Annotated in this window: 17 protein-coding genes and 5 tRNA genes; all 22 read left to right on the top strand. The window is 51.6% G+C overall.

What is annotated here, in order from left to right:
* Positions 1-2 precede the first annotated feature (2 nt).
* The 22 genes from tssM (at position 3) to luxS (ending at position 19,985) form a co-directional block, all read left to right on the top strand.
* Entirely contained in the window at positions 3-2,957 is a 2,955-nt protein-coding gene (gene tssM, locus CG67_RS08730) for a type VI secretion system membrane subunit TssM (RefSeq protein ID WP_160318969.1), read from the top strand.
* The gene (locus CG67_RS08725; RefSeq protein ID WP_025902565.1) at positions 2,902-3,759 is read left to right on the top strand and encodes a type VI secretion IcmF C-terminal domain-containing protein; all 858 of its coding nucleotides are present in this window, start codon (positions 2,902-2,904) and stop codon (positions 3,757-3,759) included. Before tssM ends, CG67_RS08725 begins: the two co-directional genes overlap by 56 nt.
* Before the next feature lie 81 nt (positions 3,760-3,840).
* Entirely contained in the window at positions 3,841-6,006 is a 2,166-nt protein-coding gene (locus CG67_RS08720) for a type VI secretion system Vgr family protein (protein ID WP_235501120.1), read from the top strand.
* Positions 6,007-6,069: 63 nt separating this feature from the next.
* A complete protein-coding gene (locus CG67_RS08715; RefSeq protein ID WP_025902563.1) occupies positions 6,070-6,333 on the top strand; it encodes a PAAR domain-containing protein in 264 nt (87 codons plus the stop codon).
* Positions 6,317-6,820, top strand: a complete 504-nt coding sequence (locus tag CG67_RS08710) for a hypothetical protein (RefSeq protein WP_025902562.1) — start codon at positions 6,317-6,319, stop codon at positions 6,818-6,820. Before CG67_RS08715 ends, CG67_RS08710 begins: the two co-directional genes overlap by 17 nt.
* Before the next feature lie 56 nt (positions 6,821-6,876).
* A complete protein-coding gene (locus tag CG67_RS08705; protein WP_160318968.1) occupies positions 6,877-7,353 on the top strand; it encodes a GPW/gp25 family protein in 477 nt (158 codons plus the stop codon).
* Positions 7,354-7,670: 317 nt separating this feature from the next.
* On the top strand, positions 7,671-8,258 hold the full coding sequence (locus tag CG67_RS08700) for a helix-turn-helix transcriptional regulator (RefSeq protein WP_025902560.1): 588 nt from the start codon (positions 7,671-7,673) through the stop codon (positions 8,256-8,258).
* 163 nt (positions 8,259-8,421) lie between these two features.
* Positions 8,422-9,492 (top strand): lytic murein transglycosylase B, encoded by a 1,071-nt coding sequence (gene mltB / locus CG67_RS08695; RefSeq protein ID WP_025902559.1) that lies wholly within the window; start codon positions 8,422-8,424, stop codon positions 9,490-9,492.
* 88 nt (positions 9,493-9,580) lie between these two features.
* Entirely contained in the window at positions 9,581-9,919 is a 339-nt protein-coding gene (locus CG67_RS08690; RefSeq protein WP_025902558.1) for a zinc ribbon domain-containing protein YjdM, read from the top strand.
* A 214-nt stretch (positions 9,920-10,133) separates the two neighbouring features.
* Positions 10,134-10,625, top strand: coding sequence for a nicotinamide-nucleotide amidase (gene pncC / locus CG67_RS08685; RefSeq protein ID WP_025902557.1), 492 nt, complete (start codon positions 10,134-10,136; stop codon positions 10,623-10,625).
* A gap of 97 nt (positions 10,626-10,722) precedes the next feature.
* The gene (gene recA, locus CG67_RS08680; RefSeq protein ID WP_025902556.1) at positions 10,723-11,793 is read left to right on the top strand and encodes a recombinase RecA; all 1,071 of its coding nucleotides are present in this window, start codon (positions 10,723-10,725) and stop codon (positions 11,791-11,793) included.
* A 128-nt stretch (positions 11,794-11,921) separates the two neighbouring features.
* The gene (locus CG67_RS08675) at positions 11,922-12,431 is read left to right on the top strand and encodes a regulatory protein RecX (RefSeq protein WP_025902555.1); all 510 of its coding nucleotides are present in this window, start codon (positions 11,922-11,924) and stop codon (positions 12,429-12,431) included.
* Between the two features lie 136 nt (positions 12,432-12,567).
* Complete coding sequence (gene alaS / locus CG67_RS08670) at positions 12,568-15,195, top strand: alanine--tRNA ligase (RefSeq protein WP_025902554.1); 2,628 nt, start codon at positions 12,568-12,570, stop codon at positions 15,193-15,195.
* A 251-nt stretch (positions 15,196-15,446) separates the two neighbouring features.
* Positions 15,447-15,632 (top strand): carbon storage regulator CsrA, encoded by a 186-nt coding sequence (gene csrA / locus CG67_RS08665; RefSeq protein ID WP_025902553.1) that lies wholly within the window; start codon positions 15,447-15,449, stop codon positions 15,630-15,632.
* Between the two features lie 264 nt (positions 15,633-15,896).
* Positions 15,897-15,989 (top strand) — tRNA-Ser (locus CG67_RS08660).
* An 8-nt stretch (positions 15,990-15,997) separates the two neighbouring features.
* Positions 15,998-16,074 (top strand) — tRNA-Arg (locus CG67_RS08655).
* 70 nt (positions 16,075-16,144) lie between these two features.
* Positions 16,145-16,221 (top strand) — tRNA-Arg (locus tag CG67_RS08650).
* 51 nt (positions 16,222-16,272) lie between these two features.
* Positions 16,273-16,349, top strand: a tRNA-Arg gene (locus tag CG67_RS08645).
* A 43-nt stretch (positions 16,350-16,392) separates the two neighbouring features.
* A tRNA-Arg gene (locus CG67_RS08640) sits at positions 16,393-16,469 on the top strand.
* 503 nt (positions 16,470-16,972) lie between these two features.
* Entirely contained in the window at positions 16,973-17,539 is a 567-nt protein-coding gene (gene yqaB / locus CG67_RS08630; RefSeq protein WP_025902551.1) for a fructose-1-phosphate/6-phosphogluconate phosphatase, read from the top strand.
* A gap of 220 nt (positions 17,540-17,759) precedes the next feature.
* Positions 17,760-19,322 carry a glutamate--cysteine ligase gene (gshA, locus tag CG67_RS08625; RefSeq protein WP_025902550.1) on the top strand — a complete coding sequence of 521 codons (1,563 nt, stop codon included), beginning with the start codon at positions 17,760-17,762 and terminating at the stop codon, positions 19,320-19,322.
* Positions 19,323-19,469: 147 nt separating this feature from the next.
* Positions 19,470-19,985: an S-ribosylhomocysteine lyase gene (gene luxS, locus CG67_RS08620; protein WP_025902549.1), complete on the top strand. Its 516-nt coding sequence runs from the start codon at positions 19,470-19,472 to the stop codon at positions 19,983-19,985.
* The last annotated feature ends 36 nt before the right edge of the window (positions 19,986-20,021 follow it).

Below are 20,021 nucleotides of genomic sequence, written 5' to 3'. Positions count from 1 at the left end.
ATATGTCTTTTCTCAGTCGTCTTGTATCGCGTAATAATCTTTTTCTGCTGCTGCGCCTTGTGATTGCCGGGGTGTTGATTGCGGTTATCTGGTTCACAGGACCAAAGGTAGGATTTGGTGAAGCCCGGCCGTTGGCCGACGTGTTGCCGCGGTTACTGGTGATCCTGTTCATTATTTTCCTCTTTATTACAACCCTTACCCACTGGCACTGGTCACTGACGGTGCTGGTGACCTGCATTCTGTTGCTTTGGGTGGCGGGACCGAACCTCTCTTTTGGCGAAGGATTTTTTCTCACCGGCGTTACGACGCGGCTATTACTCACCGGCCTGATGCTGGTGGCCTGGCTGGTTTATTACGCCGTTCTCTGGTTACGGCGCAGGGGGCGTTTTCGCCGTCCGGTCGCTGACGGGGAGACAGAGATATCTGCCGGAATGGACGCGATGTTCCGGCAGGTCACCCGGGAGTTGCAGCAGAGACCTAAAAAAGTATCCCGCCGGGAGGTACTGACCGGGCTGATACAGCAGCAGGAGGCTATTCCATGGTATCTGATACTGGGCAGCAAGGGGGCCGGTAAAACAACGGCTGTCCGTCAGTGTGGCCAGCATTTCCCGTTGACCGGCACCCTGGAGCCTTTGTCAGTCAGTGCCGGTCACCCGGAGCAGTGCCGTTGCTGGCTGGCGAATGATGCGGTTTATCTTGATACGGACGGTAAATATATCAGTGCCGCACAAAGCAGCCAGGCAGAATGGCTGGCGCTGCAGAACGCATTAAAATCCTGCCGGCCCGATGTCGCTATTAACGGCGTTTTACTGATGGTTTCCGCGCCGGAACTGATGGCCACGGACAGCGATGCCAGAGACGGGCTCGCTGCAACATTACGTCACCGGCTGAGTGAACTGCGCCGGATCCATGATCAGTTTTTCCCGGTCTATCTGGTGGTAACCCAACTGGATTACCTGTGCGGATTTTCTGAATATTTTCGCGGGCTTTCCCGGCAGGAGCAACAGGACATCTGGGGGATCAGCTTCCCTGCGGGCGCCGGAGAATCGCTGGTCAGTCAGCAGGCGGAACAGCAATTGAACTCACTGGTTCAGCGGATTGAGTCAGACATTAATATCCGTTTGCTGAAAGAGTATGACCCGCAGGATCGTAAAAGAATGTACGGCTTCCCGGGGGATCTGGCGGTTCTGGTGCAGAATTTACAGCAGTTCCTGCAGACACTTTTTTTCCCCTCCCGCTATGACGATACCGGTAACAGCTCTGCATTACGGGGAGTCTATTTTACCAGTTGTTATCCCGGGACCCCCCGCCGGTTTACTAACCCGAAAACCGTTATCCGCCAGTGGGCTGATTATGTGAACCCGCCGACTGCGCCGGTTACAGTGCCGGAGGCAGAGGTCATCCGCCAGCAGGAGCCCGGGCATCCCTTTTTTTTACACCAGCTCTTTTGTGAACTGATTATCAGGGATCAGTCTCTGGCTGCAAAAAGGTCATTGACGGTTTCCGGCCCTGTTATACAACACTGGCTAAAACACAGCATGCTGCTGTTGTTACTAGCCATGCTCTCTTATGGCTTATTTCGCAGCTATCACAATAATGCCGCTTATTTACAGACGATCACCGGTAAAACCGTAGCACTTCGGGAGGCTCAGGAACGTTTTATTCGCCTGGACCCGACGGCCCGGCCACCGGAACTGCCTCCGTTGCTGGCCGGTTTCCGGAACCTGCCGGTTTCCCCGGGGCTGGACCTGACAGATCCGGGGGTAAACTGGCGTTACGGACTCTTTACCGGTACCCGGATAGCCAGGGCTTCTGAGAGCCTTTACCGGTGGATGCTGCACGAAACCTTACTGCCGTTTATCCGTCAATATGCGACACGTCAGTTAACGCTGGCGCTGGCTGAGCGCTCCCCGGAAACCGTGTATGTCAGTCTCCGACGCTATCTGATGGTCTATGGCATTATCCCGGCCGATTTACCTTTCCTGACCCGTGATCTTTCCGGCCTGTGGCCCGCGGCAACGCAGCTTTCTGTGACCCCTGGTGATCTTTCCGTGACGCCTCACCTGACAACGCTCTTCAGCCAGCCACAGTCACAGCTTCGGGAGCCAGCGGATGAGGCATTGATCCGCCGCGCCCGGGCTTTACTGGCGCGCGAAGATACGCCGGCACGTATTTATTTACGGCTGAAAAACGGATTGTCTGTTGATGCTCCTCCGCCACTGGATCTCCGGCAAATGGCAGAAGACAGCAGTCGTCCGTTGTTTGAGCTACAGGCAGAGGCTCCGGTGTCTGCAATACCCGGCCTTTTTACGCAGGCAGGCTATCAGCAGGTCAAAAAAAAAATCCTGCTACAGCTCAACACGCTGGCCGGAGAGGACAAGGTAGTCATGGGTAATTTATCAGAAAAGAACAATCGGAACGCCTCACCGCAACGGATGCTGCCGGCCCCCGTCAGGCTGTATAACGCGGTGATGGAGCGCTACCTGTCGGAATATACACGCACCTGGCAGCACTATCTGGCTGAAATCCGGCTCCGTCGCTCAGCGCTGACAGGGCATCCGGCGCGGCCTGAATACCGGCAGGCTGCCGAACGGCTGGGGCAACTGGCGGCCATCGACTCACCGTTATTTACCCTGTTACAGCGAAGTGTGGCAGAAACAACACTGGCCGAATATCCGGTGGCAGACAGTGAAAAAAAACCGATAACCGCCGATGTGGCCGGGATCCGGCAGGGACTGGAAGCTTATCGTGCCGATCGTCAGTCTGTCCTCCGGCGGCAGGTGGATAATCATTTCAGGCCGTTGCGTTACTTTGTGCGGGGAGGCCGCGCAGGCCGCGGAGAATTGTCAGACGGACACCCCGCTTTGTCAGCTCAGAGCACAACTGGAAGAGTTACAGGTCTTGCTGAGTGCTCAGCGGACAGAGAGCGACAAAGCGTCTCCCGAAGCCATCGCTGAATTTATCGCGGAACTGCTGGCCCGTTCGTCTGGCTGGCCGTTACCGGTCAGAAATATGGTGCGGCCATTGCTGGAACAGATAGCCGCCGATAACCGTCAGGCGGCAACGGCCCGGACGACGGCGGGTATTGCGGCAGGCCCGGCCGCGTATTGCCGCACTGTTCTGGCAGGCAGGTATCCTTTTGTTCAGACAGCCCGGGAAGTCAGCAGGGAAGATTTTGTACGCTTCTTCACCGGAGAAGAGAGCGCCGGGGTGTATTTTGAACAAAATCTTGCCGGGAAAACGGTGATGACGGGATCCCCCTGGCATTTCAAAGATAGTGCTCCGGCAGACAGTGAGAACCGGAGCCTGCAAATGTTCAGCAGTGCACGACAGATCCGACAGGCATTTTTCCCGGGCGGGGCTACGCAGATGTCCCTTCCCCTAAAGGTCTCAGTGCCCTGGCTGTCTCCGGACTTCAGCCGCCTTGAATTACGTACCGCATCTCAACGGCTTTCCTATACCCACGGCCCGGTCAGGCAGACGGCAATCAACTGGCCAGCCGCGGGTGATGATCCGTCAATTACCCTGAGCCTGACCTCTGCCAAAACCGGTGAAGTCCGCACCCGCCGGTTTACCGGCCCCTGGGCGCTGTTTCGCTGGCTGGATAGCGCTCAGCAATTGCGGGTGACGCTGACGGGGGAGGTTGCTGCTGATTTCGGTACCGGTGACGGCAGCTCCGCAGCCACCTTGCAGATTGCCGGACTGGCCTTTCATGGGGAGCCTCTGGTGACCCTGTTAAGACGATTTACCTGTCCGTGATCTCCGGAAGTGCAGAGCGGAGGACCCCCGGTTTTTCTGTCTGCACCATTTTTAACGATAACTAACAGACCTGGCGGTTTTATGACCCGAACTATTACCTTAGAAAGTCCAGCCATGCCTCTCCTGCTTGGTGAACCTGCGTTGGTGGTCACTCGCCTGCAGGGAGAAGAATCACTGTCGGCACTCTATAATTATACGGTGACCGCAACCACGCCGGACAATAGCAATATCTCATGGCAGGCAGCCTCGGCTATCGACATCAAGTCATTGATCGGTAAACAGATGACTCTCCGGATAGCCCTTAATGACTGGCGGACGGATACCGGAACAGAGAAAGCTTATCGCGAGATCACCGGTATTGTTCAGCAGGTCAGGTATCTGGGTCGCAGGAATAATTGTGCTCTTTATCAGATGGTCCTGCGTCCCTGGTTGTATCTGGCCGAGCTGACGTCAGATTTTCGTATTTTCCAGAATAAAACGGTCACTGAGATTATCGGAGAAATACTTGCCGACTATGATTTCCCGCATGAAAAACGGATATCAGAGACCTATCCGCCACTGGAATATCAGGTCCAGTACGGAGAAACCGATTTCGCTTTTATACAGCGATTGATGGAAGCGTGGGGGTTGTACTGGTTTTTTGAGCATCAGGGACAACAGCACAAATTAGTGATTGTCGATAATATCGGGGCACATAAGCCCTTTTTTGCCGGTAGCCCGCATGTGGTGGGGTATGACCAGCAAACGCATGAAAACCGCAAAGAATATATTGCAGAATTTCATCACCTGCAAACCCTCACATCCGGCCGCTGGGTCACCAATGATTATGATTTTACCCGTTCCCGGGCCGACATTATGTCCCTCGACAGTCAACCCCGACAGACCAGTTTTAACCAGCAGGAGATATTTGACTGGCCGGGGAACTATGGCGATCCCGCGACGGGAGACCATCTTGCACGGGTCCGGATGGAAGAACAGGGCGCGGCAGGCTCACGCAGTCAGGGGAGCGCCCCGGTACCGACGATTGTGTGTGGCTGTGTTTTCACTCTGGATCATTATCCGCTGGCGAAAGCGAATTGCGAATACCTTGTCCTGGGGACAGAGCTGGATTTCCGGGAAATCACGGAGCGAACCGGGAAAGCCGATTTCTCATTGCAATGCCATTTCCATGTGCAGCCTGTCACCAAAATTTACCGGCATCCGCGATCGGTCCCCCGACGCAGAACTTACGGACCACAGACCGCCATTGTGGTCGGCCCGCCAGGAAAAGAAATCTGGACGGATGAATATGGCCGGATCAAAGTGCGTTTCCTGTGGGATCGTTATGGAAAAAACAGAGAGTCAGACTCCTGCTGGCTGCGTGTCAGTCAGCCCTGGGCGGGCAATAATTTTGGCGGTATCTGCATCCCGAGAGTGGGGCATGAAGTGATTATCGATTTCATTAACGGCGATCCTGACCGGCCGCTGGTGATGGGCAGTCTGTATAACAATGTCACTATGCCTCCGTGGGAACTCCCTGAAAATGCCACACAGAGTGGCTGGATCAGCAGAACCCCTGGTGGCGGTCGTGCAAATTTTAACGGCATCCGCTTTGAGGACAAACCCGGACTGGAAAATTACTGGGAGCAGGCCGAAAGAGATATGAGCCGGCTGACCAAACGGGATGAGGAACAGGTGATCGGCCGCTCCCGCGCCGTAACGGTAGGGGCTAACGATGCATTGTCGGTGGCAGGTGAAAGCAGTTTGCTGGTCGGGGGGGCGTTAGGTATCTCTGTGGGAGGAGAGCAGAACGATAATGTCGGAGGAGCGAAAGGGATTAATGTCGGAGGAGCCTTTATGACCGCGGTAGGAGGATATCACTCTGTCGTGGTCGGTGGTGCACATCAGATGGCTGCCGGAGGCGCCGCAACCATGACCGCGGGGGGGATTTTCTGTATTAACTCCGCCAATGAGCTGGTGATCAGCGCGCCGCTGGTGCGGATTATCGGCTCCGGGCAACTGGTATTACAGGGCGGGCAGGTGTTGATAAACCCCGGAGATTGCCAGAATTGTGGCGGAGGGGGAGGTGGTGGCGGGGGAGCCATTATCGGTAAACCCGGGATCCCGGGAATTCTTGGCGGTACAGGCATGGTGGGGCTTTCCGGCCTGCCGATACCGACAGAAAGTCCGACGGAATCTCCGACGGACACACCGCTGCCGACACCGACGGAAACCGAAACGCCACCCTGGAGTCCGCCGGTGGGATGAAAACAGGCGTTTTACCGGGAATGCAGATCTAAAGCGACGTGATGAAAATTCAGGGGGTAGAAAATGTTTAATGCAGCAAGGCTTGGCGATGCAACCACCCATGGCGGTGCCATCATTAGCGGGGCTTCGACGGTTTTCATTAACGGCCTTCCTGCCGCTGTTGCAGTGGTCAGTCTGGCCGGTTGCAGCCTCTCCCATGGTGCGGCCCCGGTGGTGACGGGGTCAGGAACCGTCTTTATTGAGGGGTTTGCGGCAGCCAGAATCAGTGATATTACCGGATGCGGTGCGACTATTTGTACGGGAGCCGGAAATGTTTTTATTGGCTAATCGTGGGAAGCCCGCGGGGGGCGGGAAAGCGCGTTCAGCATCTCACCGCCCGGAGCTTCCCGCGGATCAGCAGTCCCTGATCACCGGGGAATTCTTTGTGGTGGATAGCCAGTTCAGCGGCGGGACCTATGCGACGGATAAGCATAGCGGTTACAGTCTGCTGAGAGAGAATGCCCGTGATATTCTGAAAGTTCTGGGGGATGAGTATATCTGTTATCTCTGTGACCCGCAGGGGATGCAGCGCAAAGAGACGGCAGGCTCACCGGAGAAAATCATCCCGCCGGAAAGTTCAGGTCCGGATCCCGCAGCAGATCAGAAAACGCTGACTGAATACCTGCTGGGTGACGATCGGCTGATTGACCGGGTACTTGGCGAAACGTCTCAGGATGAATGGATTTCCCGGACACTGTTCGGGGAGGATGAACAGGATCTTTTCTCTGCACTGGCTCCGGAATATCTGGTGAGAGATTTACCTGATGTTAAATAACGAATGTATTACCTTGTACTTAATCCCGGATGAAAATGCCGGGGGAGGGGAATAATATGAAATCAGGATGGCGTTACCCGCCAGCGTTATCGGAAAGGCTTATTTATTCTGAAAGTCCGGAATGTAAAAACGGAGATTACCGGATAAGCGCTGAAAAAATGCGTCAGCTGGTGATCACTGAAATTATAGAATTATTAAATCATACCAATGCAGAAAATGAAATTGACGGTGATAAATATCCGAACATCCTTTCATCCTCAATGAATTTTGGCCTGCCACCCCGCCATTTTTTTTCAGATCAGGAAGACGGCAACCGGACTGAACATGATATCAGGACGGCGATATTACGTTTTGAGCCCCGGGTGATCCCGGAAACCTTAATTGTGCGTGTAGCACAATCCTCCCGAAGCAGACAGCAACAGGTGACGATAGTTGTTGAGGTCTCAGCGATGATTTACTGGCATCCCTCGCCGCTGGATCTCTATCTTAAAGGGCATTATGACAGAGATAGCCGAAAACTATTCATGAAGTAGGCAATGTCTTAAACTATGATGAGAAAACGGTGGTTTTTTATTTTTTATTGGGTGTGAGATAATTTATTTTTTATAAATCCGGGCGGGTGATATTCATCTTCTGTATTATTATAGTATGCTGTAATCTGTGCCGGTAAGATGCAGGGCGGTAATGATGAATAAATTTAAATATACTGCCTCACTTCTCTTGTTTAATTGAAAGAAAATTACATGTCAGGTGTAATCATCCTGTTTGTATCCTTGTTCGATAATATGCATATTAGCCTATGGAAAGGCGGCTTTTGTCTTCTTATAAAAACAAATAACAGGTGTAATGAATGACATTGGAAATACTTTTTTTTGAGCCGAATATCTATGAAGTGATAGGGATTAAAGCGATTGTCTGTCAGCAATACTCCGGGGACCCTGCTGACATCCGTTTTCCTTCTCCGGAAGCGTCCCCGTTACAAAATAGTGCCCGCATTATTTTCCGTCATGAAGCGATTACTATGAAGTTACCGGTTTTGCCTGTCTGCCGGGAACAGACGTCCGCTGCCTTCCCGGTGATGACGTTGCACATTCCGTTTCTCAGCCGGAAATGTCCGGTCGATGATTTTTCCTTAAAAATAAAAAAAATTCTGAGCATTGCGACGGCAAGCATGGGACTCCCCCTGACAGACAGCCTTTCAAAATTGAGCGGTTACAGGCAGTTATCTGATACTGAGTATCAGGTCATGATCCTGATAGGCCGCGGGATGACCTGTCAGGATATATCCCGGGCACTGAACCGTTCAGAAAAAACCATCAGTGCACATTACCGTAACGTCAGCCGGAAAATGGGGGCGGCCAATCGGGCGGAATTTTATCGCTATGCTTTTTTTATATCGCGCTCGGGGGGAGACAGAAAAAATACGCTATTTTTGTAAGCCGGATAGCCGGACCCGGTTTTATGACCTCATGGCCGGAATATCCTTCGGCTTAAATGCTTTTTATCAGCAATTTTCGGAATTTTTTTCCGGAGTCACTTTGGGTCTGCGGGCGAAAGCATTATGATGGAAATCTTTCTGTTTTCTGGTTGATGGGTCCCTGATGCGTTACAAAATTGCGTTGTTACCGTTATTTGCCTTACTTGCCGCTTGTAGCAGTAAACCGCAAGGGGCTTCCGGGTCTTCGCCACAGGAGGGTTTTTTACGTCCTCCCGGGGCCGGGCAGGGGATGTTGTCCGCCGATTTTCTGGGACAACCTCAGACCGAAGCGTTCATCACGATGATGGTGAAAAAACATGGTTTCGATCGCCGTCAGCTGGAGTCCTGGCTGGGACAGGCCCGTCGTCTGGATTATGTGCTACGTCTCATGGATCGCCAGGCGCCAAATGTGGCACCGGCCGTCGGCCCTAATGGTGCATGGTTACGCTACCGGAAAAATTTCATTACCCCGGGCAATGTCCAAAACGGAGTGGCTTTCTGGGATCAATATCAGACCGAACTTCAGCAAGCTCAGCAGAAATACGGTGTACCTCCCGAAATTATTGTCGGCATTATCGGGGTTGAAACCCGTTGGGGCCGGGTGATGGGGAAAACCCGGATTCTGGATGCGCTGGCAACGCTGGCGTTTGATTACCCGAGGCGTTCAGCCTATTTCAGCAGCGAACTTGAGACCTTTCTGCTGATGGCCCGTAATGAAAAAGAAAGTCCGCTCGGGCTGAGAGGATCGTTTGCCGGTGCGATGGGCTACGGGCAGTTTATGCCATCGGCGTATCAGAAATATGCGGTCGATTTCAACGGCGACGGGCATATTAATCTGTGGGATCCCGTCGATGCTATCGGTAGCGTGGCCCACTATTTCCAACAGCACGGCTGGCAAGCCGGTCAGGCAGTGGCTGTCACTGCGAACGGTTCAGCCCCCGGCCTCAAAGATGGCTTTACTACACGTTATAGCGTGAGTCAGCTGGCGGCCTACGGCCTGCAGCCGCAAATGGCGCTGTCAGGCTCTACAGAGGTGAGTCTGCTTCGCCTGGATATGGGGCAGTATTATCAGTACTGGTTCGGGTTACCTAACTTTTATGTCATCACCCGCTATAACCACAGCACACACTATGCAATGGCGGTCTGGCAGCTGGGCGAGGCGGTACGCAATGCCCGGCAAGGGCGCATTTTTTAATTCAACCCTTCCCTTATCAAATGTGTGGATATACTATGGCGCCCTTTGCGGGCGCCCTTTGTGCCTGCCGTTACATGAAGGAATTCCCATGCAAACATTACCTCCCTGCCCGCAATGCCATTCAGAGTATACCTGGCAGGATAATGATAACTACAATTGTCCTGAATGTGGTCACCTCTGGCCGGTGAATGAAAGCCAGCCTGCGGAAACTGAGCTTCAGGTACGCGATGCTAACGGGAATCTGTTGGCGGACGGCGATTCAGTGACAGTAATTAAAGATCTGAAAGTGAAAGGCAGCTCATCCGTCTTAAAAATCGGTACCCGCGTGAAAAGTATTCGTCTGGTCGAAGGAGACCATAATATCGATTGCCGTATCGATGGCTTTGGTCCGATGAAACTGAAATCTGAGTTCGTGAAAAAGAACTAACGTTCTTTCCGTTCTGCTCTTTCGTGGTGCCCGGTACAGTTGTGAGGCCGGGCACCGCGCGATTAACTTTCCCTCTTTTCTTACTGTTTTCCCTCAGCCTTATTCCCAAATCACCCGCAAGCCGGCGGAGATCACTTGAAAACCAGAGATTAACCCATAGTATCTTCTGAGGTGTGGCAGACATTTTTCATGCCGGAAAATGACAGGAGAGACGATGGATAGGGACTTACAGCAGTTGAGCATTAAAGCCGGTCAGTTTTTGTTGTCCCGCGGGGCGACGTTAACGGCGGCGGAATCCTGTACCGGGGGGTGGATAGCCAAGGTCATTACCGATATCAGCGGCAGTTCGGCCTGGTTTGAACAGGGGTTTGTGACCTACAGCAACGAAGCTAAAACAACGATGCTGGGCGTGAGCCCTGATACGCTTGAAACCCACGGAGCAGTCAGTGAGCCAACGGTCCGTGAAATGGCGAACGGTGCGCTGCAGCAGGCGGGCGCTGATTATGCTATTGCCGTCAGCGGCATTGCCGGCCCCGGTGGGGGCAGTGACGAGAAACCGGTAGGAACGGTCTGGTTTGGTTTTGCTTCTGTAGCCGGTGAAACGGTGGCCATTCATCGTTTGTTCCGGGGTGACCGTGATGAAGTTCGCAAGCAGGCGGTCATTTTTGCACTGCAAACATTGTGTGAAGGATTTGCGGAAAAATAAACTTGATACTGTATGACTATACAGTATAATTGGTGGTCACAGAGACAGAGAATATCATCAAATTTGCCTGGCTAATCCGGCATAATCAGGAGTGGAAATGGCGATCGACGAAAACAAACAGAAGGCTTTAGCCGCAGCGCTGGGGCAGATTGAAAAGCAATTCGGTAAAGGCTCCATTATGCGTCTGGGTGAAGACCGCACCATGGACGTTGAGACTATTTCGACCGGTTCTCTGTCTCTTGATATTGCGTTAGGTGCCGGCGGCCTGCCGATGGGGCGTATTGTTGAGATCTATGGCCCGGAATCGTCAGGTAAAACGACACTGACCTTACAGGTGATTGCTGCTGCCCAGCGTAAGGGTAAAACCTGCGCCTTTATTGATGCAGAGCATGCACTGGACCCGGTCTACGCCAAAAAGCTGGGTGTGGATATCGACAACCTGCTGTGTTCGCAGCCAGATACCGGTGAACAGGCGCTGGAAATCTGTGATGCGCTGGCACGTTCCGGGGCGGTAGACGTTATCATCGTCGACTCTGTCGCGGCACTGACACCAAAAGCTGAAATTGAAGGCGAAATCGGTGATTCACATATGGGACTGGCTGCCCGTATGATGAGCCAGGCGATGCGTAAACTGGCCGGTAACCTGAAACAGTCCAATACCTTACTGATTTTCATCAACCAGATCCGTATGAAAATTGGTGTGATGTTCGGTAACCCGGAAACGACCACCGGGGGTAATGCCCTGAAGTTTTATGCGTCTGTACGTCTGGATATTCGTCGTATCGGTGCCATTAAAGAAGGCGATAATGTCGTCGGCAGCGAGACGCGGGTGAAGGTTGTTAAGAATAAAATTGCGGCCCCGTTCAAACAGGCTGAATTCCAGATCATGTACGGTGAAGGTATTAACTTCTATGGTGAGCTGGTTGACCTTGGCGTGAAGCATAAGCTGATTGAAAAAGCCGGTGCATGGTATAGCTACAATGGCGATAAAATTGGTCAGGGTAAAGCGAATGCCAGCAATTACCTGCGTGATAATCCGCAGGCTGCCACAGAGATCGAAAAGAAACTGCGTGAGATGCTGCTGAATAATCCTAATGAGAAAACCGCGGAAGCAGAGAAGGACGAAAGTCACCTCGATGCAGCCAGCGACGATCATCAGGAATTCTAATGTAAAAAGTCTGACGGATATTAAAAAAACGGGAGATAGCCTCAGGGCTGCTCCCGTTTTTTTTTACCCGCCGCCACTGATAGAGTAGGGCGGTATTCACTGTTTTACCGGTCAGAGAAAGGAACACCATGCTTTTTACAGAAAACGAACGACGCCCGTCATTTACTGCACTCCTTGACCGTGCAATGAGGCTGCTTGCCCAGCGTGACCATCCGGAACAGGAGTTGCGGGAGAAAATTCATCTGTCACTGCGTCGAAGCGAGTTGCGACAGGGCAGTGCAGAGCCCCTGGATGAGGAAGCGCTGGAACAGGTCATCGCTTACTGCCATGAAAACGGCTGGCTGAATGATGACAGCTTTACCGAACGCTTTATTGTCAGCCGGAGCCGGAGTGGTTACGGCCCTCAACGTATACGTCAGGATTTAACGCAGAAAGGCGTGGACAGACACGTCATTGAGAGGGCAATGAGTGAGGCAGATGTTGACTGGCTGGCGTGTGCCAGTGACGTTGCACAGAAAAAATATGGAGATCAGGGACCGGCCTGTCTGAAAGAAAAAGCAAAAGCACAACGTTTTTTGTACTCCAGAGGCTTTCTTATGGCAGATATTCGTGCTGTTTTAGCAAATTTTGGTCACTGAGCCATAATGGGATTTTACTTCCCCGTGAAGAAAACTTATCTTATTCCCACTTTTTGTTCCTTCGTCACGGCCAGATGTTATTTCAGCAATCGCCCGGACTGAGAGGAACATCCGTTAGCGTGATACCAGGATAATTATGAGCAAGAGTACTGCTGAGATCCGTCAAGCGTTTCTCGATTTCTTTCATGGCAAGGGACATCAGGTTGTAGCCAGCAGCTCCCTCGTACCGAATAACGATCCGACGTTGCTGTTTACTAACGCCGGTATGAACCAGTTTAAAGACGTTTTCCTCGGTCAGGATAAACGTAGCTATCATCGTGCAACCACGTCACAGCGTTGCGTGCGTGCGGGCGGTAAACATAATGACCTGGAAAATGTCGGGTACACCGCGCGTCACCACACCTTTTTCGAAATGCTGGGTAACTTCAGTTTCGGCGACTATTTCAAATCTGATGCAATCGCTTACGCCTGGGAGTTACTGACCGGTGATGAATGGTTCAGTCTGCCTAAAGAGCGGTTATGGGTCACTGTCTATGAGACCGATGACGAAGCCTATAATATCTGGGCAAATGATATTGGTATTCCCCCGGAGCGTATTATCCGCATCGGCGACAATAAAGGGAGTGCCTACGCCTCTGATAACTTCTGGCAGATGGGTGATACCGGCCCTTGTGGCCCATGCAGTGAGATTTTCTATGATCACGGAGACCATATCTGGGGAGGTCCTCCGGGCAGCCCTGAAGAAGATGGCGATCGTTACATAGAGATCTGGAATATCGTCTTTATGCAGTTTAACCGTCAGCCTGACGGAGCCATGCTGCCGTTACCCAAACCTTCTGTAGATACCGGTATGGGTCTGGAACGTATCAGCGCGGTATTACAACACGTTAATTCTAACTATGAAATCGACCTGTTCCGTAACCTGATCCGTGCAGTAGCAGAGGTGACCGGTACTACCGATCTTAATAATAAATCGCTGCGTGTTATTGCTGACCATATCCGTTCCTGTGCATTCCTGATTGCTGATGGTGTGATCCCATCCAATGAAAACCGGGGTTATGTCCTGCGTCGTATTATTCGCCGTGCGGTTCGTCACGGGAATATGCTCGGTGCTAAAGAGAGCTTCTTCTACAAACTGGTACAGCCGTTGATTGACGTTATGGATATTGCCGGTGAAGAGCTTCGTAAACAGAAAGATCATGTTGAAGCAGTGCTGAAAACTGAAGAAGAGCAGTTTGCAAAAACGCTGGAACGTGGTCTGGCCCTGCTGGACGAAGAGCTGTCAGCACTGACCGGAGATACTCTGGACGGTGAAACGGTTTTCCGTCTGTATGATACGTTTGGCTTCCCTGCGGATTTAACGGCGGATGTCTGCCGTGAACGTAATCTGAAAATTGATGAAGCCGGGTTTGAAGAGGCAATGGAAGCGCAGCGTCAACGTGCGCGCGAAGCCAGCGGATTCAGCGCGGACTACACCAATCTTATTCGTGTCGAAAAAGACTCTGCCTTTACAGGGTACGATGCCCTGCAGGCGCAGTCCGAAATCACTGGGATTTTTGTAGAAGGACAAGCCACAGAAGAACTCAACGCCGGGCAAGAGGCCATTATTATTCTGGACCAGACACCGTTCTACGGGGAGTCGGGCGGACAGGTGGGTGATACCGGTACTCTGACGGCTAACGGGGTCACCTTCACGGTGTCTGATACCCGTAAGTATGGTCAGTCCAACGGCCATCTGGGGACGCTGACCGAAGGGACGTTGAAGGTTGGGGATAGCGTAGCCGCTAACGTTGACGAACAGCGCCGTGCCCGGATTCGTTTGAATCACTCAGCCACGCACTTACTGCATGCGGCATTGCGTGAAGTGTTAGGTGATCACGTGGCTCAGAAAGGGTCACTGGTGAATGACAAGTATCTGCGGTTCGATTTTTCTCATACCGAAGCGGTAAAACCGGAGCAGTTACGTCGTGTTAATGAGATTGTGAACGCGCAAATTCGCCGCAACCTGCCTGTCGAAACCAGTATTATGGATTTGGACGAGGCCAGGGAAAACGGCGCAATGGCGTTGTTTGGTGAAAAATACGATCAGAAAGTTCGTGTCCTGACGATGGGAGACTTCTCTGTCGAGCTGTGTGGGGGAACTCACGCCAGCCGGACCGGAGACATCGGTCTGTTCCGTATCACCTCAGAGTCAGGTACTGCGGCCGGTGTTCGTCGTATTGAAGCCGTGACCGGTCAGACGGCGCTGGAGAGTGTGTTCACTCAGGATGCTCAGTTGCATGAAATTGCACATCAGGTGAAAGCCAATAACAGTAACCTGAATGAAAAAGTACGATCTCTGGTGGAGCAGGTTCGTTCACTGGAGAAAGAGGTACAGCAGTTGCAGGATCAGCAGGCAGCTCAGGAGAGCAGTTCCCTGGCAGCGAAGGCCATTGATATTAAGGGCGTCCGTGTGCTGGTTAGCGAGCTGAAGAACGCCGAGCCTAAATTGCTACGGACGATGGTTGATGATTTGAAAAATCAGCTGGGTTCTGCTGTTATTGTGCTTGGCACTGCGAATGAAGGTAAAGTTTCTCTAATTGCTGGTGTCACGAAAGATTTAACGAATAAGGTAAAGGCAGGGGAACTGATTAGCGTCATCGCCGGTCAGGTTGGTGGTAAAGGTGGTGGTCGTCCGGACATGGCTCAGGCCGGCGGAACGGACCCTGCTGCATTACCGGCAGCTCTGGCAGGGGTTGAAGCGCTGGTCAGCGCTAAGTTGTAATGAATTAAAACGAGCTATCGGTAAAGGCGCTCAGGAGGTTTCTCCGGGCGCTTTTTACACGATGAACAGCCAGTAATGATAAAGTCAGGGCGTAATGGTGTATTTCGGCTAAACTAACTATTAGCGAAATGTATTGGCAAACTGATTGAATTTTCTGTATCAGTCATAGTCAATATATGTGTTGCGTTATACGATGGATTTGCCGGGAGCATGAACAGGCCCGACTCTTTTAATCTTTCAAGGAGCAAAGAATGCTTATTCTAACTCGTCGAGTTGGTGAAACCCTCATGATTGGCGATGAGGTGACGGTCACGGTATTAGGTGTGAAAGGGAATCAGGTACGTATAGGCGTTAATGCTCCCAAAGAGGTTTCTGTCCACCGGGAAGAGATCTACCAACGCATTCAGGCAGAAAAAACCCAGCAGCCTGACTACTAACATATTCAGCGCCTCGTTTTTTAACGAGGCGCGCCTCTTTTTAACGATCGGGTTTTCGTTGTTCTGTCTTTCTTACCCCGTGCTGTGCTGTTGAAAAACCACTCTTTTTGCTTTTTAAATACCCTGATTGATGAAGAAGCGCTCAAACAAACAATCTTCCGGAAAAAAAGTTTGACTTATAAGTCGGGGAAAGTAATATGTGCGCCAACGCAGCGACGAAGAGCGATGTAAAGCACTGAGTCGGGCGGGAAGTGAAGTAACAATGGTGAGGTGGCCGAGAGGCTGAAGGCGCTCCCCTGCTAAGGGAGTATGCGGTCAAAAGCTGCATCGAGGGTTCGAATCCCTCCCTCACCGCCATTTACGCTGCATCCGTAGCTCAGCTGGATAGAGTACTCGGCTACGAACCGAGCGGTCGGAGGTTCGAATCCTCCCGGATGCACCATGCGTAACCTGGAACGTTAATTTACAAAGATGTGATAGCAGCACTCTGCATTATACAAGAATTCTAAAATGCATCCGTAGCTCAGCTGGATAGAGTACTCGGCTACGAACCGAGCGGTCGGAGGTTCGAATCCTCCCGGATGCACCATTCTCGTGTAGTATCCCAGGTTGTACAGTCCATCAATAAAGTTTTTCCGATGCATCCGTAGCTCAGCTGGATAGAGTACTCGGCTACGAACCGAGCGGTCGGAGGTTCGAATCCTCCCGGATGCACCATTTTATGTATTACCCGTTGTCACCGTTATATAGCTTTTCCAATGCATCCGTAGCTCAGCTGGATAGAGTACCCGGCTACGAACCGGGCGGTCGGAGGTTCGAATCCTCCCGGATGCACCATTTCTGAATGTTCTGCTTTCCCCCCTGTTTTTTTCTGTATATTTACTGCTTACTGCTTACTGCTTACTGCTTACTGCTTACTGCTTACTGCTTACTGCTTACTGCTTACTGCTTACTGCTTACTGCTTACTGCTTACTGAAAGCCACCGACTGCCACCGCGGGATCAACGCGTCGCGAACGGCATCCCCATCCTTTATTCCGTGTAAACACGTTTCCTGCCGCCGTCTGCCAGTGGTGCTCTGAATCTGTCTGTCTTTAGTGTTTCTCTCTGCCGGAAGCCTGTGCCCGTCTGTGGCTATCTCTGCGCCGGCACTGACAGACGAAAAGCCGGTTTCGTCAGAGCGCGGCACGAACAGCAGCACGAACAATAGTGCAGTGATTTCCATTGGACATCAGTTCGTTAGCAGTTTTTTTGCATTAGCATTTACGGTTTACTCAGGACAGCGACAATTCATCTTCATTAATATAAAGTAACGACTTATCGGTTTAGTCTGGAGTCACTATGTACGATCATTATGACGGGCTTATTTTTGATATGGATGGCACGCTGGTAAACAGTGAGCCGGCACACCGACAGGCATGGACGCAAGTGTTAGAAAAGTACCGCCTGACGTTCTCTTTCGAACAAATGATCGCACTTAACGGTGCACCGTCCTGGAAAATAGCCCATCAGATTATCATTGCGAATAACGTTACATTCGATTCGTATCAGTTAGCAGCAGAAAAAGAGCAGTATCTGGATAAAATATTACTGACACACTCAGCGCTTTTACCATTAATCAGTGTGGCCAGACAGTATCACGGACGTCTGCCGCTGGCTGTCGGTACAGGAAGCAGCCATGCCATGGCCGACCGTTTACTGACTCACCACGGTGTCCGGCACCTTTTTGATGTGCTGGTCGGTGCTGATGATGTACAGCACCATAAACCGGACCCGCAGACCTTCCTGGAATGTGCCAGGCTTATGGGCGTGACACCTGAGAAATGTGTGGTGTTTGAAGACGCTGATTTTGGTCTCCGTGCGGCAAAGGCGGCAGGAATGGATGCCGTTGATGTGCGAACACACTGACGCATGATGTTATGCAGACCAGCGTCCTTTTTTCTGTGCAAACGAGAGTTTTACGCAGTTCTGTCAGGCGTTACCCGCAGACAGTCTGCAAGAGTGATCATCAGTGGCCCGATCCTGGCCGCAGTTCCGACTCTTTGGGTTTTTCGTATCTTTTGGTTCGTTGCTACACTGCGACTGTGAACAGAACTATAAGACATTATTATCACCGTGGGAGGTGACAGTGATACCTGACGTATCTGAAGCATTAAGCTGGCTGGAAAAGCATCCTGAAGCCTTAACCGGCATTGGTCGTGGTATTGAACGTGAATCCCTGAGGGTTCAGCCTGACGGGCATTTATCACAGCAGGGGCATCCTGGCACGTTGGGGTCCGCACTGACTCATGAGTGGATAATCACCGATTTTGCCGAATCGTTGCTGGAATTTGTCACTCCCGTGGATCGTGATGTTTCTCATTTACTGGCCTTTTTACGGGATATCCACCGTCATGTGAGCCGTGAACTGGGGAACGAGCGCCTGTGGCCGTTCAGTATGCCCTGTATCATCCGGGATCCTGAAAATATCACTCTGGCGCAGTACGGCACCTCGAATATCGGACGGATGAAAACGGTCTATCGCGAAGGGCTGAAACATCGTTATGGCTCACTGATGCAGGTGATTTCAGGACTGCATTACAATTTCTCTCTGCCTGAAGCCTTCTGGAAAGCAAAGTTCGCAGAAAAGGATGCCGCTCCGGATAAAGATGACGTCTCTGACGGTTATCTGCAGCTCATTCGTAACTATTACCGTTTTGGCTGGATCATTCCTTACCTGTTTGGCGCATCCCCGGCTATCTGTGAGAGTTTTCTTCCTCAGGGCGCAGGAGACCTGCCGCTGGAGGGTAACGGCAAAGGTACGCTGTGGCTGCCGTATGCAACGTCACTGCGTCTGAGTGACCTCGGATATACCAATAAATCACAGAGTGCATTGGGCATTACCTTCAATTCCCTTGAAGGGTATGTTGCGGCGCTGAAAAAGGCGATCAAAACCCCTTCAGAACAGTATGCTAAACTGGGAGTGACGGACAGTGAGGGTAAACGTATTCAGTTGAATACGAATGTGCTACAGATTGAGAATGAACTCTATGCGCCTATCCGTCCGAAACGGGTTATCCGTTCCGGAGAAGCGCCTTCAGAAGCACTGAAACGGGGCGGAATAGAATATATTGAAGTTCGTTCTCTTGATGTGAACCCGTTCACGCCGATCGGTATTAATGATGAGCAGGTGCGCTTCCTGGATATGTTCCTGATCTGGTGTGCGCTGGCTGAAGCTCCGGAAATGAGTGCAGACGAACTCCAATGCACCCGTGGTAACTGGAATCGGGTGGTGATGGAAGGGCGTAAGCCCGGGTTGACCTTACGTTCAGGTTGCGGAGAATTCGTTTATCCCCTTAAAGAAGCGGGGCTTGGTTTGTTTGAGGGACTGGAACGTATCGCGAAGGTTCTGGATTCGACTCAGGAAGGTGACCACTATCAGCAGGTTTGCCAAAACCTGTTACGCTCGGTGGAAGACCCGGAGCAGACGTATTCTGCGCGTATCCTGCGGGATATGCAGCAGCAAGGTCTGGCTGGCGCAGGGATCACACTGGCAGAACACTACCATCAGATGTTAGTGTCTGAACCGCTGGAGGTGCTTACGGATGAACAGTTCCGTCACCAGGCTGAAGCATCGGTTCTTGCACAGAAGAAAATTGAAGCGAATGATACACTGAGTTTCGAAGAGTATCTGGCGGGCAGGAAAGGCTGAAAAAAGAAAGGCCACATCACTGTGGCCAAATAAACATCTCTGTTGTCAGGGATGATGATAACAAATGCGCGTCTTTCATATACTCAGACGCACGCCCGGTGAAAAAGTTCATAAAAGATAAAAATTTTTTTTAAAAGAGGTAACGATATGCCATTGCTGGATAGTTTTACTGTTGATCATACCCGTATGGCAGCGCCTGCGGTTCGTGTTGCGAAAACCATGAACACTCCTCATGGCGACACTATTACTGTGTTCGATCTGCGTTTTTGCATCCCTAACAAAGAAGTGATGCCTGAACGCGGGATCCACACTCTTGAACACCTGTTTGCAGGTTTCATGCGTAATCACCTGAACGGTCAGGGCGTGGAAATTATCGATATTTCTCCGATGGGCTGTCGCACAGGGTTCTACATGAGCCTGATCGGTACGCCGGAAGAGCAGCGTGTGGCAGATGCCTGGAAAGCGGCGATGGAAGATGTCCTGAAAGTGACTGACCAGCGCAAAATTCCTGAACTGAATGAGTTCCAGTGCGGTACTTACGAGATGCACTCTCTGGAAGAAGCTCAGGATATCGCCCGTCACATTATCAGCCATGATGTTCGCGTGAACCACAATGATGAACTGGCGCTGCCGGCTGAAACACTGAAAGAGTTACATATTTAGTTTTAAGACAAATCGGGAGCAGCCATCAGGCTCCTG

The sequence above is a fragment of the Tatumella sp. UCD-D_suzukii genome (genome assembly GCF_000611875.2).
GTDB lineage: Bacteria > Pseudomonadota > Gammaproteobacteria > Enterobacterales > Enterobacteriaceae > Tatumella > Tatumella ptyseos.
This window is presented reverse-complemented; position numbering and strand designations above follow the sequence as displayed.

Excerpts from the sequence above, each read along its gene's own strand:
- tssM (WP_160318969.1), top strand. The coding sequence starts at position 3 with ATGTCTTTTCTCAGTCGTCTTGTATCGCGTAATAATCTTTTTCTGCTG.
- CG67_RS08720 (WP_235501120.1), top strand. The coding sequence starts at position 3,841 with ATGACCCGAACTATTACCTTAGAAAGTCCAGCCATGCCTCTCCTGCTT.
- CG67_RS08715 (WP_025902563.1), top strand. The coding sequence starts at position 6,070 with ATGTTTAATGCAGCAAGGCTTGGCGATGCAACCACCCATGGCGGTGCC.
- CG67_RS08710 (WP_025902562.1), top strand. The coding sequence starts at position 6,317 with ATGTTTTTATTGGCTAATCGTGGGAAGCCCGCGGGGGGCGGGAAAGCG.
- CG67_RS08705 (WP_160318968.1), top strand. The coding sequence starts at position 6,877 with ATGAAATCAGGATGGCGTTACCCGCCAGCGTTATCGGAAAGGCTTATT.
- CG67_RS08700 (WP_025902560.1), top strand. The coding sequence starts at position 7,671 with ATGACATTGGAAATACTTTTTTTTGAGCCGAATATCTATGAAGTGATA.
- mltB (WP_025902559.1), top strand. The coding sequence starts at position 8,422 with ATGCGTTACAAAATTGCGTTGTTACCGTTATTTGCCTTACTTGCCGCT.
- CG67_RS08690 (WP_025902558.1), top strand. The coding sequence starts at position 9,581 with ATGCAAACATTACCTCCCTGCCCGCAATGCCATTCAGAGTATACCTGG.
- pncC (WP_025902557.1), top strand. The coding sequence starts at position 10,134 with ATGGATAGGGACTTACAGCAGTTGAGCATTAAAGCCGGTCAGTTTTTG.
- recA (WP_025902556.1), top strand. The coding sequence starts at position 10,723 with ATGGCGATCGACGAAAACAAACAGAAGGCTTTAGCCGCAGCGCTGGGG.
- CG67_RS08675 (WP_025902555.1), top strand. The coding sequence starts at position 11,922 with ATGCTTTTTACAGAAAACGAACGACGCCCGTCATTTACTGCACTCCTT.
- alaS (WP_025902554.1), top strand. The coding sequence starts at position 12,568 with ATGAGCAAGAGTACTGCTGAGATCCGTCAAGCGTTTCTCGATTTCTTT.
- csrA (WP_025902553.1), top strand. The coding sequence starts at position 15,447 with ATGCTTATTCTAACTCGTCGAGTTGGTGAAACCCTCATGATTGGCGAT.
- yqaB (WP_025902551.1), top strand. The coding sequence starts at position 16,973 with ATGTACGATCATTATGACGGGCTTATTTTTGATATGGATGGCACGCTG.
- luxS (WP_025902549.1), top strand. The coding sequence starts at position 19,470 with ATGCCATTGCTGGATAGTTTTACTGTTGATCATACCCGTATGGCAGCG.